Here is a 15,277-nt window from a genome sequence, read left to right as displayed (position 1 = left end):
GCGCTCGTCACGCTATGGCGAGTCGGTTGGCCAACGCTTCTCGATTCCTGATCGATCGACCGCGGCCGGCCGACTGACCGGCGCTCGGTGGCTACTTGGCGTGGACCCGCCGGGGCTCGACCGGGGCGTCGCCATCAGCTGCGGCAGGCTCGGAGTGCATGCCGCCAGGGGGTTCGCTCGGCGACATGGTGGCGCAGGGCGCGTGCTTGCCGGGAGAGGTTCCAGGTCACGGCTCCTGTGACATGGCCATCAGTGCTGTACAGGGCGGCGAACTGGTGGGTGGCGGGGTCGTCGGTGATGATATGGAGTTCGGCGTCGCCGCTGGGGCGGCCGTAGGCCTGGATCTTCACGTCGTATTGATCGGTCCAGAAGTACGATACGGGTGCGTACGGGATGGCCGCGCCGAGGAGGGTTCGCGCGGCGGCGGTGCCTTGTTCGGTGGCGTTCATGCGGTGTTCGACGCGCATGCGGCCGAGCCACGGGTGGGGCCATGAGGCGAGGTCGCCAGCGGCGACGACGCCGGGGGCGGCCCGGCACGTCTGATCGCACCGGATGCCGTCGTCCAGGTTCAGCCCGCTGCCCGTCAGCCAGTCGACGGCCGGGGTCGAGCCGATGGCCACCAGCACCAGGTCGGCTGTGACATGGTCGCCGTCGTCCAGGTTCAGCCCGGTGACACGGCCATCGCGGCTGGTCAGTGCGCTCACGGCGGTGCCGGAGCGGACCCGTACGCCGTGCTGGGCGTGCAACCCGGCGCACAGCCGGGCCACATGGTCGCCGAATGGCCGGATCAGCGGGGCGGGCAGTGGATCGATCAGGGTGACGTCCGGGCCGCGTTCGCGGGCGGCCGCGGCGACCTCCGTCCCGAGGAAGCCCGCGCCGACGACGGCCACCGAGGTGGCGGTCAGCAGTCCGTCGCGCAGGGCGAGGGCGTCATCGAGGGTGCGCAGCAGGTGCACGCCACCGAGTTCGTGTCCTGCGGGCAGTTTCCGGGGTACGACGCCGGTGGCGATCACGAGCCCGTGGTAGGGCAGGGCGGTGCCGTCGGCGAGGGTGAGTTTGCGGGCGTCGGTGTCGAGGGAGGTGGCGGCCACGCCGAGCCGCCAGTCCGCGCCCAGATCGGTGAGCGCGTCGGGACGCCGCAGCGTCACGCGGTCGGAGTGCCACGTGCCGCGCAGGATCTGCTTGGACAGTGGCGGCCGATCGTAGGGCGGTCGTGGCTCGGCGCCGACGATGGTCAAGGCGCCGGTGTATCCGTGGTGGCGCAGGGCCTCGGCGGCGGTCAGTCCCGCCGCGGAGGCGCCTACGACCACGATGTTGGACGGCTGCTTCACGGCCGGGTCAGTGTGATGGCCAGGGCCGGGCAGATGCGCGCGGCCTCACGGACCTTCTCGTGCAGCCGAGGGTCCGGGCCGTCGTTCAAGAGCACGACGATGCCGTCGCTGTCGCGCTGGTCGAACACCTCGGGGGCGCTGAGCACGCACTGGCCCGAGCCGGTGCAGGCGTCCTGGTCGACGGTGACCTTCATCTGCGTTCTCCTTCGCGTTCTACCAGGTGACGGGCAGGTCGCGGACTCCGTAGAAGACCGCGTCGGGTTTAAATGTCAGGTCCTGCGGCGGCACGGCCAGAGCCAGCGTGGGAACACGCCGGAACAGGGTGCCGAAGACGACCTGGAGTTCCACGCGGGCCAGCGGCTGGCCCAAACACTGGTGGGCGCCGTAGCCGAAGGCCACGTGGTGGCGGGCGTTGCGATGAACGTCGAGCGCGTCCGGGTCGGGGAAGGCGGCAGGGTCGCGGTTGGCGGTGCTCTTCACCGCGATGATGCCCTCGCCCCGGCGAATCACCTCTCCGCCGATCACGAGATCGTCGCGGGCGACGCGGCGGGCTTCGGTGTGGGTGATGGACAGGTAGCGCAGGAGTTCCTCTACGGCACCCGCGACCAGGGCCGGGTCGGCGCCATCGCGGATCGCGCTCAGCTGCTCGGGGTTCGTCAGCAGCGCGGTCGTGCCCAGCGCGATCATGTTCGCCGTGGTGTCGTGCCCGGCCACCAGCAGGAGCTGCCCCATGGTGGCGATCTCGCCCCGGGTCATCGCGCCGGTGCGGTACTGCTCGACGGCCAGCCTGCTGAGGACGTCGTCGCCCGGCTCGGCGTTCTTCTCCTCCACCAGCTTCTCGAGGTAGCCGTTCAGTTCCTCACTGGCGGCCATGGCCTCGGCGGGATCGCACTCGTCCATGACGAGCTTGCCCGCCACGCGCTGGAAGAAGGCGCGGTCGGCGTACGGCACCCCCAGCAGCTCGCAGATCACCAGCGACGGAACCGGCAGCGCGAACGTCTCCACCAGGTCGGCTGGGTTCGGACCGGCGAGCAAGTCATCGATGAGACCGTCGACGATCCGCTGGATTGTGGGCCGCAGCGCCTCCATCTTCTTGACCATGAAATCCGCGGTCAGCCGACGCCGATGCACGGTGTGCTCAGGCGCGTCCATCTGCATCAGCGTCTTCATTTGCGCGTCGCGCGCCTTGCTCACCGCGTTGGTGTGCGGGAAGCCCGGCTCGGCGACGTCGACGCTGACGCGCGGATCGGCGAGCAGCGCGCGTACGTCGGCGTACCGGGTGACCATCCATGTGGTGCTGCCATCCCAGAGTCGCACGCGCGACACCGGCGCCTGCTCGCTGCGACGGCTCAGCTCCGGCGGCGGATCGAATGGACATCCCGCCACACGGGCCATCGGGAACATCGGTGTCTCTTGCAGGGCATCGGTCATGGCATCTCCTTCGGGACGAACACGGTCATGGTCGAGCTAGGGCAGGCGGCCGAGAACCCGCGGTGGGCTTCGCGGTCCGAGGGCGGGATGTGACGGTCACGAGCCAGGCTGGCCGGCTGGTGCTGGAGAGCTGGTACGAGATGCCGCGCGGGCGGTGACGGCGCCGAGCGCGCAGATGATCGCGAACCCGAACAGCATGTACCGGGCCGAATCGAGCATCGAGCGGCCGCCCAGGTTGACCAGCACACCGGCGACCGCCGTACCGAACGCGATCGACAGGCTCGTCACCGTGGCGATCGCGGCGGCGGCCCGGCCGCCTTCCTCAGGGTCCTGGGTGCTGGACATCACGGCCACCGACAGGTGTGGGTAGGCCAGCCCGATGCCGGCACCGGCGACGAACAGCACCGGCACCCAGACGAGCACCAGCCAGAGCGGCGCGTCCTGCCGCTGCAGCAGCCCCTGGATGAGGAAGCCGAGTGCCAGCAGCAGCGGGCCGAGAAGGCGCAACCGGCCGACCGTGCGCGCCTTGACCGCCGAGGAGCTGACGAGCTGGGTCGCCGACCAGCCCAGCGAGATGGCCGCGCCGAAGAACCCGGCCACGGCCGGGGCCAGCCCGCCCAGCCGCTGTCCGAACAACGGCAGGAACGACTCCACCGCGACACCGAACGCCAGCAGCGCCAGCGTCAGGTACAGCCACTTCAGCGGCGAACCCGGCCGATAGGTGGTGCGTGGGAAGACCCGCAGCTCACTGCGCCGTTCATGGACGACGAAGACGGTCACCAGCAACAGCGCCACCGCGATGGCGGCCGTCATGGCCGCGGCACCGGGCAGCACCCCCGCCACGCTGACCGCGGCGGTGGCCGCCGTGACCAGCAGCAACGACACGACCGGGACCGGCGCCCGCACTCCGCCGCGCTCGCCCTGCGGCAGCGCCCGGGGCACGAGCACACCGCACACCGCCGCGATCACCGCCATCGTCACGAACGCCGGCCGCCAGCCGCCGAACTGAGCGAACAGCCCTCCGACCGCAGGGCCGACGAAGTTGCCGACACCGTACATCGCCGACATCAGGGCGTTGCCCCGTGTCCACAGCCTGCGCGGCAGGGCCGACCGGACGGCGGCGAAGCCCAGCCCGGACAGCAGCCCCGCCCCCAGCCCCTGGACGCCGCGGCCGGCCAGCAGCACCGGCATCACCGGGCTCACCGCGCAAACCAGCGACCCCACGAGGAACACGCCGAAGCCCAGCAGGTAGGCGCCGACGTTCCCCCAACGGGCCAGGAGGCGGCTGACCAGCATCGTCGCGATCACCATCGCGACGAGATAGATCGTCATGTTCCATGCGTAGAAGCCGTCGCCGCCGATATCGGCCACCACCGTCGGCAGCAGACTCGAGGCCAGATAGATGTTGACCGCGCCGACGAGCACTCCCACGGCCAGCACGATCGCCACGCCGGCATGCGCCGGCCCCAGCAGCTCCCGCCACGAGGCTGAGGCGGGAACCTCGGCGGCGCTCACATCCGCTCGCCGGGCACGGTGCACCTCGCGGGGCCGGATGCGCCCGCCTCGGCCGGAGAACCGTCGTGCAGCCCGATCGGCCGGGAGCCACAGGCCTCGATGGCAGGCTCCGCGCCGAGCTGCTCGTTGTCATGAACACTCATGACATCAAGGTTGTCCTTGAACCGATCCCGGAGACTTTCGTCTCCTGTCATGGCTACGGCCAGCGGGCGGGCACACGGAAGTCTCAAGCCCGGGGTGGAACCCGCGCGCCAGCCGGCCACCCCGAGGTGGTTGGTCTGTCGTTGCAGCGTGGAGAACCGGACCGGTTCCTGCTGGACCGGGCTGGGGCACGATGTCGCCTGCGTCGCCGTTCAACCTGGCCACCGAAGACCTGGTGGCAGGCCAAGACAAACCAGCCAGGATGTGAACACCCTGGCGATCGTCCATCGCTGCCCGGTGGCGATGAGTGGGTGGAGGTGCGGTTCGGTGGCGCCGCCGTCATGGCGCCAGGCGACGCCGGCGCAGAGGCTGCGCGCCGTCTCGGCGACCAGGGCCTTCGACCTCCGCGAGATCGCTACCGTGGTCTCCGGCCTTTCCATCACACGGACACCCGTCGGATCGTGTCCGCCCAGCTCGGCGCCCGCCGCCGAGAGGGTGACTCGGCCTGCCCGACTCCGTCCCCGTGTCCGCGCTGGTCTCCTTGACCACCTGGGCCCCGGCCAGGGTGGAGCGGTGCCTCGTGGCGAGGGTCATCGTCGAGCTCCTGGGGCGATGGCTGGGCCTGCGTAGACGGCGAACTCGGCCAGTCGCGAGGATGGAGCCCACGGCCAGGACGGCCCGTGGACGGCGGTGTCCCGGGGCAGGGGGCATCGTGGGCACCGCTCTCAGGCCCCGGCTGGGATGACGGCGTTCATCGGCAGGCGCGCGGTGAGACCTGGGATGCCATTCGTGTTGCGGGTGCGCAGCCGGGTCAGCTCGTCGCCGGTGAGGGCGCGGTCGTAGACGCGGAACTCGTCCATGGCGCCGTGGAACCGGTCCGCCCCGTCGAGCCGCTGTCCGAGGTAGATGGGCGTGGGGTCGCCCGTCTGGACGTCGCCGGCGTCGCCGGACGCAGAGGCGACCTCGACTCCGTCGACGAGCAGCGTGACCGTGCCGCCCTGCCGGCGCAGGGCCACGTGGTGCCAGGCGCCGTCGGCGTACGCGCCGGCGGAGGTGACGGACTTCGGGCCGTCGGAGGTGGTCACCGTGCCGCGGATGCGGTCGCCGCCGGGTTCGGCCCGCAGCGACACCCGCGGTTCGCCGTTCGTGCCGTACGCCGAGAAGATGGCCTGGTCGTGGCCGGTGTCGTCGTACTTGACCCAGGTGGCGACGGTGAAGTCATCCGAGCCGAGCACGGGGGTCGTCCGGTACGGCAGTTGCACCCGGCCCTGCCGGCCGTCGAAGCTCAGCGCCCGGCCGTGCCGGCCCTGGGTGGTGGTGACTCCGTCGAAGACCAGTGCGGATCGGCCCGGCAGGTCGGGAGTCGTGGACGGGGTGTGCAGGTCGCGGTCGTCGAGCCGGACGAAGGTTATCTCCGAGCGGTAGTCGGTGGCGCCGCGTTCGTAGAGCAGCCCGATGTCGCCGCGGGGCAGCTCCACCATGTCGGAGTAGCCACCGTAGCAGGCGCACTCCTCCACAGTGGTGTTGCGGTCGTTGGTGCCCCACACCTGGACGCCCTCGTCGGTGGAGTCGAGCGGGGTGTCGACGGACTGCCAGCTCAGCCCCTCGTCGAACGTGGAGCGGATCACCGGCCGGATCCGCGGCTGCACGTTCACCGAGGGCGCGAACGTGAGGATCCGGTTGTACGCGTCGCCCTCGTCGGTGGCCCGCAGCCGCAGCGTGGCCGACTGGATCGGCGGAGCTTCGAACCCCGGCAGGTTGGCGTAGCCGCGGTGGTAGGTCTCGCCGCCGTCCCTGCTGATCGCGATCGACCGGTGCGGCATCACGTACGGGTCGGCCTGCTCCTCGGGGGTTCCTGCGTTCGTGTTCTGCCGGGCCCACACGAGGATGTCGCCGTTGACCAGCTCGACGAGGCTCAGCTCGCCGAGGTTCTGCCGCTCCACGGGAGCATATTCGACCCGGGCGCCCTTGTGCCAGGTGTCGCCGCCGTCATCGGTATAGGCGATCATGACGCCGAACTGCTGGCCGGCGCGGTAGTTGATACCGGCCACCACCCGGCCGGCGTGCTCGCCGCGCGTGAGCTGGATGGCGTGCACCGGCGCGGTCTGCATGTGGCCCCACGTCGGGTCGTCCAGTTCCTCGTACAGGCTGCGCGGCGGGCTCCAGGTCGCCCCGTTGTCGTCGCTGTGCTGCAGGTACGGGGTGCGCGGCGCGTCGCGGTGGTTCGAGCCGGGGGTGGCCGGGTCCACCGGGTTGTGCGTGCCCATCAGCAGGATCCGGCCGTCCGGCGCGCCGGACGGCGGGGCGCCGGGCAGCCGCCGGTACACCACCGGGCCGGGGTTGCCCCGGGTCGCCGGCGCCTCGGGATCGTCGTCCTCGCCGCGTGCCACCGTCTGCTCCGGCAGCCACTCGGTGGCCCCGGCGGGCAGCCGCCGCAGCACCACGTTCATGTTGGACTTGTCGGCGCAGGTGTGGAGCCGCCGCTCGGCGAACGCCAGCAGCGACCCGTCCACCGCCCTGACCGTCGCCGGGATCCGGTAGCAGCCGGACGGCACGTTCGGGCTGGAGTACAACACGGTGGTCTTGTGCCGGAACGGGTCCACCGTGGCGCCGGCCACACCGGCCTCCGCGGGGGCGTTCTGGACCGGTAACAACGCCGCCGTCGCGCTCACCAGGGCGGCGATCAGCACCGCGCGATATCGGGGCGAACGATGAGTGGTCACGATCGTCGTTCCTCTCCTCGGGGGGCAGGAGCCGGGCGTCAGCCGCCGGTGCGGTGCTCGGCCACCGCGCCGGCGAACAGCTGGTGCCGGGCGGCGGGGTCCAGATAGGTGGGTGGGGTCGCGTCGTACAACGCCCACCGCGCGACGGCCTCGCGCATCAGCCGCAGCGCGTCGCCGTGTGCCGGGTCGTCGACGACGTTCGCCAGCTCGTGCGGATCGGCGGTCAGGTCGAAGAGGGCTTCCCCGGCGACGTCCGACCACAGCAGTTTGTACCGGTCGGTACGGGCCATTCCCGCGATGCCGTGCCGGCGGTCCTCGGCGAAGACGCAGTCGTGCCCGGCGGCCGGATCGGCCAGGTCCTTGCCCGGCAACGGCGTCGCCGGTGGCAGCCCGCAGGCGGAAAGGACCGTCGGGGCGACGTCGATCAGCGAGACCAGCGCGTCGGCGGCCTCGCCGGGTCGCTGCCGCCCGGGGAACTTGACCAGCAGCGGCACCTTCACCACCGGGTCGTACATCGGCCCGTCCTTGAGCAGGAGGTGGTGGAAGCCGAGGTATTCACCGTGGTCGGCGGTGAAGACGATCATGGTGTCGTCGTACAACCCGCGCTGCCGCAGCAGGTCGAGCATGCGCCCGACCTCGTGGTCCAGGTGTGTGATGGTGGCGTAGTAGTGTGCCATCACCTGCCGCAGCCGTGGCAGGTCCAGCCGCCCGTAGTCGAAATACTCCCGCCGGTGCCGCTGGTCGGCGGCCGGGATCCCCTCCGTCCAGCCGGGCAGCGGGGTCAGCGCCGCCGCGTCATAGGTCTCGTCCCAGCCGGCGGGCGGGTCGAACGGGTGGTGGGGCTTGACGAATGACACGTGCAGCAACTGGCCACCGGAATCGGACCAGCCTGCGAGCACCCGTCGCGCCCGCTCGCCGATCCAGGCGGTGGAGTGCCACTCCTCCGGCAGGTTCGATCGGCCGCTGCCGTACGTGTCCCAGTAGGACTGTGGGGCCAGCGCGCGGAACTCTCGCTCCTGGTCGATCAGGTCGGTCACCGGCGCCAGCCCGGCCGCCGCCAGCTCCCGGTGGTAGTCGTCGTCGTACCGGCCGGGGCCGTCCTGCTCGGCCAGCTCCAGGTGGTCATAACCGACGTCGAGGTAGGTCGGCGTGAAGTGCATCTTGCCGACCGCGGCCGTCCGGTACCCGGCCCGGCGCAGCGCCCGGGGGAAGGTGTCGATGCCGGGGGCGAGGGTGCAGTGGTTCGTCCAGCCGCCGTGCTGGCGGACGTGCAGGCCGGACACCAGCGAATATCGGGACGGGGTGCAGACCGGGAAGGGGCAGTACGCGTTGCGGTAGCGCACGCCGTCGGCGGCGAGCCGGTCCAGGTGCGGAGTACGCACATCCGGGTTCCCCGCCACGCCGAGGCAGTCCGCCCGGAACTGGTCAGCCTGGATGACCAGCACGTTCGTCGCCATCAACGGCCCGTGCAGGCGAACCCGAGCCCGGTCACCTCGGCGCCCAACGCGGCCACCTGCTCCGGGCCGGGTGACACCAGCGGCGGCCGGCACCCTCCGCAGTCGACACCGGACAGGGAGCCCAGCGCCTTGAAGCCGGCCAGCTCGCCGCCATACCGCGCGGCCGCGTCGATGACCTGCTGCGCCAGCATCTGGCATTCCCGCGCCTTGGCCAGCTCGCCGCGGGCCGCGTGGTCGAGCAACTGCCGGAACAGCGGACCGGCGAAGTTGTACACCGATCCGATCGCGGCGCGGGCCCCCCACTGCCACGCGGCGAGCACCAGCTTGGCGACGCCGACGAAGACCTCCTGCTGCCCGCCGGCGAGGTGCAGGCACCGTTGCAGGTCGACCATGTCGTTGTGGGCGAACTTGACGCCGGCGAACGTCGGGATCCTCTCCCGGGCGGCCAGCAGCACGTCGCTGGCCCGCAGGTCGACCCCGGTCATCGAGGGGATGTGGTAGTAGGTGAACGGCAGCGCCGGTGCGGCGTCGGCGATGGCCGCGCAGGCGTCGACCAGCGCGTCCACCGTCCCCGGACGGTGAAAGTACGGCGCGACGGCGGAGATCGCCCTCGCTCCCGCCGACTCGGCGTGCGCGGCCAGCCGACGTGCCTCGGTGACGCTGGAGTGTCCCACATGGACGATGACGTCCAGTCGGCCTGCCGCGACCTCGCACCACCGCTCGACCAGCGCCGTCCGCTCCGCGGTCGACAGGGACGCCCCCTCGCCGGCGGTACCTCCGACGTACGCCGCCGCCGAACCCCACGCGACCAGGTCGTCCGCCTGCTTCGATACGGTGTCGAGGTCGAGCTCACCGGTATCGGTGAACGGGGTGAACACGGCGGTGAGCAGTGCCATGTCCGGTCCATCGGTGGAGTAGCGCAACCCGGTCATACGGATCCTTTCTCGTTGCCTGCCGGCGGACGAGCTCCGCTGCCTACCGGCAGGTCAGCCCTTGGTCTCGGTGAGGTTGACGTAGTCGCGGACGTCCGTGACCAGGCCGGTGATGCGCTTGTCCAGCGCGAACAGCGACGGCATGGTGGTGATGCCGATCGCCCACGCCTCCTCGACGAGGATGGTGTTCAGCGCGGCGTAGGCGGTCTTCTGCTCCTCCGGCGTGATGGCGGAGGCGGCCGCGTCGACCGCTTCGACGTACGCGGGCGGCACCTTGTCGCCGAACGTGGTGTTCGCCTTGGTGGTCAGCATCTGCCGGCCCCGGGCGACCAGCGACGGGCTCTGCATGTTGTTGGGTTGCGCCGCGACGGTGCACTGCAGCTTGCTGGCGAAGAGCGCCTCAAGATATGCCGCCTCCTCCTGCGGGGCGATCTCCAACTCGAACCCGATCTTCTTCAGGTCCGCCTGGATGATCTCCAGCGTCGAGACGGACGGGGTCCCCGAGGTCACGCCCGCGACGGCCTTGCGGGCGCCGCCCGACTGCTCCAGCAGCGCCGCGGCCGCGTCCAGGTCGAACCCGTGCGAGCCGAGGTACGCCGGGTCGAACGCGGGCGAGGACGGCATGAACGCCGTGTACACCGGGTCGCCGATGCCGAAGTTGACCTGCTTGAGGATGCGTTCCCGGTCGATCGCCCGCGCCAGCGCCTGCCGCAGGAGCTTGTTGTCGAAGGGCGGGATGAGGGCGTTCATGAAGAAAAGCGACATCCGGCCGTTGCCCTCCACCAGGGAGAACCGGTCCCGCAGCCGGTCCGCGTGCCGGAAGGCGATGTACGCGGCGCCGTCGACGGACCCCGACTCGAGCGCTGCGACCAGCGCGTCCTCGTCGGTGAAGAACCGGTACTCCACCTCGTCAAGGAACGGTTTGCCGGCGTCGTAGAAGTCGGGGTTCTTCTTCAGCACCAGGCGCTGGTTGCGCTGGAACTCCGCGAGCCGGAACGGGCCGGAGCCGGCCGGCTCGTGCTCCAGCTTCGCCGGGGTGTTGCCGGCCGCCGTGACCAGCGGGAAAGCGAACATCCAGTCGAGCACGAGCGGCTCGGGCGTGGGCTGCTTGAAGTTCAGCCGCACGGTCCGGTCGTCGACCGCGGTCGCGGAGTCGATGAAGCTGGTCGGCTGGGCGAGGGTGAACCCGGCATCCGGGTCCTGCGCCCGTTTGACCCCGGTGACGACGTCGCCGGCGGTCACCGGCGCCCCGGAGTGGTATTTCGCCTCCCGCAGGGTGATGGTGACTGACTTGTGGTCAGAGGCGAACTCCCACTTCTCGGCCCCGGCAGGGTTGGGCTTGTAGGTGCCGTCGGACGGGTAGTCGATCAGGTACGTGTAGAACGAGTGGATGTGGATGTCGGTGTTCGTGAGGTACGGATCGAACTGCATGATCTTCGTCGTGCCGAGCGTGATCTTGCCGGCCGTGCCGCCCCCGCTCTCTCCACTGTCAGAGCCGCAGGCGCTGAGCAGCGGCGCACCGGCGAGCGCGCCGGCCGCGAGGAACCCGGTCCGCAGCAGCGTACGGCGGGCGATGAGGCGCGATTGAATCGGTGAAAGGGTCATGGTGTTGCCGCCTGAGGGGGTGAGAGGGGGTGGATCTCAGGTAAGCCGGATACGCGGGTCGAGGACGGCGTAGAAGACGTCCACCAGCAGGTTGAGCAGGAGGAAGGCGGCGACGACGAACAGCACCCCGCCCTGTACGAGGGAGTAGTCGCGTTCGCCGATCGCGGTGTAGAGCAGGCGCCCCAGACCGGGGTAGTTGAAGACGGCCTCGATGACGACGGTCCCGCCGAGGAAGCCGCCGAGCTGGAGCCCGACGATGGTGACGGTGGGCAGAGACGCGTTCCGCAGCGCGTGGCGGCGGATCACCTCCCGTTCCGGCACACCCTTGGCGCGGGCGGTGCGGATGTAGTCCTTGCCCATGACCTCGCCGAGGGAGGTGGCGAGGAAGCGGGCGGTGACGCTGGAGGTGTGCACGGCGATGGCGCTCGCCGGCAGGATCGTGGCGGTCAGCGCGCCGCCCGGATCCCGCCACAGCGGTACGAAGTCGCTGGAGGCGGGCAGCCACCGCAGCTGCACGGCCAGCACGATGATCAGCAGCAGGCCGAGCCAGAACGCCGGCACCGCCAGGCCCGCGGTGAGGTAACCCTGCAGCGCCCGGCCGACCACCGAGTGCGGCCACAGCGCCACGGCGATGCCGACCGGCACCGCGATGAGCAGGGTCAGGGCCATCGCGAAGCCGGCCAGCTGAACCGTCGCCGGGATCCGGTCGAGCAGCTCGCTGACCACCGGCCGGCCCGAGTAGTACGAGGAGCCCAGATCGCCGGCGACGGCGTGGCCGATCCAGGACACGTACTGCTCCACGATGGACCCGCTCAGGCCGAGCCGGTCGCGGGTCGCGGCCAGCTCCGCCTCGCTCGCGTCCGGGCCGAGCAGCACCGTCGCGGGATCGCCGGGCAGGGCGAACGTGAAGCCCCACACCGCGATCGAGCCGAGCAGCAGCACCACAGCGAACTGCAGCAGCCGCCGGATCAGGTAGCCGTACATCTAGACCGCACCTCCGGTAGTGACGCGCGTCGCCACGTTCGGGCCGCTGCCGCTCACCGCGAGCTGCAGGCCGCGCCCGATCCTGTCGAGGCACAACACCGTGGCGGCCAGGCAGAGCCCGGGGAATAGCCCGTAGCTCGGGCTCTGATAGAGGTACGAGCGGGCGTCCTGGAGCATGCCGCCCCAGGACGGCGCCGGCGGTGGGGTGCCCAGGCCGAGGAAGGTCAGGCCCGCCTCGACCACGACCGCCATCGACGCGGTGACGACGACCTGGATGACGATCGGAGCGAGCACGTTCGGCAGCACCGTACGCACCATCGTGTCCGGCGTGCTCGCGCCCATCCCCCGGGCGGCCAGCACGAAGTCGCGGTCCCGGATGCCGAGCGTGGCCACCCGGGTGAGCCGGGCGAACTCCGGCACCGCGCCGATCCCGATCGCGAGGATCAGGTTGAGCCGGCCCGGGCCGAGCACGACGATGATGACCAGCGCGAGGAGGATCCCCGGCACCGCGAGCAGCAGGTCGACCAGGCGCATCGCGACCGCGTCCACCCACCGCCCGAGGTAGCCGGCGAGCAGCCCCAGCGGCACCCCGATGCCCGCGCCGACCGCGGCGGCGCCGGCGGCGGCGATAAGGGAGGCGCGGGCGCCATGGATCAGCCGGGACAGGATGTCGCGGCCGAGCTGGTCGGTGCCGAGCAGGTGCGCTCCGGACGGGCCGAGCAGGGGCTCGCCGTCCTGCGCGGCCGGGTCGAACGGGGCGATCAGCGGCGCGAACAGCGCGAGCGCGGCCAGCACCAGCAACCCGGCCGCGCCGGCGACGGCCGACCGGGACCGGGCGAACCGGCGCAGCGACGCCAGACGCCGCCGGGGCGTCGGCGCGGGGGTGTTCGGGGCCGTGGTCATCCGCGCACCTCCGGTCCCTGGCCCGCGGCCGGCTCGGCCGAGGCCAGGTCAGGGGTCTCCTCGGCGAAATGACATGCGGTGTGGCCGCCGGCGATGAGCCGCAACGGTGGTTCCTGCTCGGCGCAGACGGCGGCCGCGATCGGGCACCGGGTCCGGAACCGGCATCCCGAGGGCGGATCCACCGGACTGGGGACGTCACCGCCCAGCGGCACCCGCCGCCGGCCCGCGCGGCCGACGGGGTCCGGCACCGGCACCGAGGCGAGCAACGCCCGCGTGTACGGATGGCGCGGGTCGTCGTAGACCCGCCGCACCGACCCGGACTCGACGATCCTCCCTAGGTACATCACCGCGACCTCGTCCGCGACCTGGCGGATCACCGCCAGGTCGTGGCTGACGAACAGGTACGCCATCGCGGACGCCCGCTGCAGGTCGGCGAGCAGGTTCAACACCTGCGCCTGCACCGATACGTCCAATGCGGACACCGGCTCGTCGAGGATCAGCAGCCCCGGCCGGGACGCCAGCGCCCGCGCGATCGCGACCCGCTGGCGCTGGCCGCCGGAGAACTGCGCCGGCAGGCGGTCCGCGTGCTCGGGCCGCAACCCCACCCGGGTGAACAGGTCAGCGACCTGACGCCGGCGCCGGCCGTGGGGCACGCCCTGCAGCCGCAGCGGCTCGGCGACGTTGTCGCCGACGCTCAGCCGGGGATTCAGCGAGGCGTACGGGTCCTGGAACACCATCTGCGCGCGCCGCCGGATCCGGCGCAGCTGGGACCGGCCCGCCTTGCCGACGTCGTCGCCGTCGACCATGATCTGGCCGCCCGTCGGCTCGACAAGGCGCAGGACGAGCCGCGCGAGCGTGGTCTTGCCGCACCCGGACTCGCCGACGAGTCCCAGCGTCCGCCCGGCCGGGACCCGCAGCGACACGCCGTCCACCGCGTGCACCCACGCGGACGGGCGGGCGAGCAGGCCGGAACGCACCGGGAAGCGTGCCATGGCCTCCCGGATGTCGAGCACCGGCGCGGCCGGCGGCTCGCCGGGGGCGTCCGGAGCACCGGCGTCCTCTGGTTCGCTGGCGCCTTCCTGCGTGCCGGCCGGCTCGGCCTGCTCACCGTCCGGCCGGGCGGTGAGCAGGCTCGCCGCCTCGTCCGGGAAATGGCAGGCGCTCGCCCCGGTGCCGCTGCCGTCGGGCACCGGCTCCGGCCTGAGTTCGGTGCACACCGCGCGGCCACGGGAGATCGGGCACCTGGGCGCGAAGGCGCATCCCGGTGGCAGTTCGCTCGGGTCCGGCGGCTGTCCCGGGATCGGGAGCAGGCGATCGGACGCCGTGTCGAGCCGGGGCAGCGCGCCGAGCAGTGCCGCCGTGTAGGGGTGCCGCGGCCGGGTGAAGATCTGGGTGACGTCGCCGGCCTCCACGATCCGGCCGCCGTACGTCACGCTGACCCGGTCGGCGGTCTCCGCGACCACCCCCAGGTCGTGCGTGATCAGCACCACGCCGGCGCCGGTCTCCTGCCGCGCCACCCGCAGCAGGTCCAGGATCTGCGCCTGCACGCTGACGTCCAGCGCGGTCGTGGGCTCGTCCGCGATCAGGACCTTCGGGCGGTTGGCGATCGCCATCGCGATCATCACGCGCTGGCACATGCCGCCGGAGAACTGGTGGGGGTACTGGTCATAACGTGTCCCCGGATGGGGGACGCCCACCATGTCGAGCAGCTCCACGACCCGGGTCCGCGCCGCGGCGGCCGACAGGGTGCGGTCGTGCACCCGTAGCGCCTCGGCGATCTGGTGCCCGACCCGTTGGACCGGGTTCAGCGCCGAAATCGCGTCCTGGAAGATCATGGCAACGTCCCGCCCGAGCCTCCGCCGCAGGTCCGGTTCGTGCAGGGTGAGCAGGTCGACGTCGCCGAGCATGGCCTTCCCGGACACCCGCCGCAGGTTCGGCGTCCGGAGCAGACCCAGCGCGGCGAGCACCGACACGCTCTTGCCGGACCCGGTCTCCCCCACCACACTGAGCGTTTCGCCGCCGAAGACGTCGTAGCTCATCCCGTCGACCGCGCGCACCACGCCCGCCGACGTCGTGAACTCGACGACCAGGTCGCGCAGGCTCAGCACCGGTTGCCCGGCACCGCGATCCGGCACGCCGGGCGTGGCGCCACTGTGGGCGGTCCCGTCCCGGACCACGCCGTCGAGGGCTCCACCTGACACCTGACGACCTCCTTGGCGCTAGTGTGGCCTGCGCATTACTGCAAGATGTCCTAC

At 71.6% G+C, this 15,277-nt stretch carries 12 protein-coding genes; all 12 read right to left on the bottom strand.

The window, feature by feature from the left end:
* Positions 1-134: 134 nt before the first annotated feature.
* Complete coding sequence (locus E1294_RS11260) at positions 135-1,331, bottom strand: NAD(P)/FAD-dependent oxidoreductase (protein WP_132507568.1); 1,197 nt, start codon at positions 1,329-1,331, stop codon at positions 135-137.
* A complete protein-coding gene (locus E1294_RS11255; RefSeq protein ID WP_132507566.1) occupies positions 1,328-1,525 on the bottom strand; it encodes a ferredoxin in 198 nt (65 codons plus the stop codon). Before E1294_RS11255 ends, E1294_RS11260 begins: the two co-directional genes overlap by 4 nt.
* A gap of 19 nt (positions 1,526-1,544) precedes the next feature.
* Positions 1,545-2,762 (bottom strand): cytochrome P450, encoded by a 1,218-nt coding sequence (locus tag E1294_RS11250; protein ID WP_132507564.1) that lies wholly within the window; start codon positions 2,760-2,762, stop codon positions 1,545-1,547.
* A gap of 96 nt (positions 2,763-2,858) precedes the next feature.
* Positions 2,859-4,277, bottom strand: coding sequence for an MFS transporter (locus tag E1294_RS11245; protein WP_181958486.1), 1,419 nt, complete (start codon positions 4,275-4,277; stop codon positions 2,859-2,861).
* On the bottom strand, positions 4,274-4,420 hold the full coding sequence (locus tag E1294_RS52605) for a hypothetical protein (protein WP_165977227.1): 147 nt from the start codon (positions 4,418-4,420) through the stop codon (positions 4,274-4,276). The genes E1294_RS11245 and E1294_RS52605 overlap by 4 nt, the downstream gene beginning before the upstream one ends.
* 723 nt (positions 4,421-5,143) lie before the next feature.
* The gene (locus E1294_RS11240; RefSeq protein ID WP_165977226.1) at positions 5,144-7,141 is read right to left on the bottom strand and encodes a sialidase family protein; all 1,998 of its coding nucleotides are present in this window, start codon (positions 7,139-7,141) and stop codon (positions 5,144-5,146) included.
* A gap of 38 nt (positions 7,142-7,179) precedes the next feature.
* The gene (locus tag E1294_RS11235) at positions 7,180-8,598 is read right to left on the bottom strand and encodes a sulfatase-like hydrolase/transferase (protein WP_132507560.1); all 1,419 of its coding nucleotides are present in this window, start codon (positions 8,596-8,598) and stop codon (positions 7,180-7,182) included.
* Positions 8,598-9,530, bottom strand: coding sequence for a dihydrodipicolinate synthase family protein (locus E1294_RS11230; protein WP_132507558.1), 933 nt, complete (start codon positions 9,528-9,530; stop codon positions 8,598-8,600). Before E1294_RS11230 ends, E1294_RS11235 begins: the two co-directional genes overlap by 1 nt.
* Positions 9,531-9,584: 54 nt before the next feature.
* On the bottom strand, positions 9,585-11,135 hold the full coding sequence (locus E1294_RS11225) for an ABC transporter substrate-binding protein (protein WP_132507556.1): 1,551 nt from the start codon (positions 11,133-11,135) through the stop codon (positions 9,585-9,587).
* A gap of 36 nt (positions 11,136-11,171) precedes the next feature.
* Positions 11,172-12,119, bottom strand: coding sequence for an ABC transporter permease (locus tag E1294_RS11220; protein ID WP_132507554.1), 948 nt, complete (start codon positions 12,117-12,119; stop codon positions 11,172-11,174).
* On the bottom strand, positions 12,120-13,022 hold the full coding sequence (locus E1294_RS11215) for an ABC transporter permease (RefSeq protein ID WP_132507552.1): 903 nt from the start codon (positions 13,020-13,022) through the stop codon (positions 12,120-12,122). It lies immediately after the preceding gene.
* Positions 13,019-15,223 carry a dipeptide ABC transporter ATP-binding protein gene (locus E1294_RS11210; RefSeq protein WP_246082945.1) on the bottom strand — a complete coding sequence of 735 codons (2,205 nt, stop codon included), beginning with the start codon at positions 15,221-15,223 and terminating at the stop codon, positions 13,019-13,021. Before E1294_RS11210 ends, E1294_RS11215 begins: the two co-directional genes overlap by 4 nt.
* Positions 15,224-15,277: the final 54 nt, after the last annotated feature.

It is taken from the genome of Nonomuraea diastatica (genome assembly GCF_004349015.1).
Classification (GTDB): domain Bacteria; phylum Actinomycetota; class Actinomycetes; order Streptosporangiales; family Streptosporangiaceae; genus Nonomuraea; species Nonomuraea diastatica.
The sequence above is the reverse complement of the archived record's forward strand: the minus strand, read 5'-3'. Positions and strand labels throughout refer to the sequence as shown.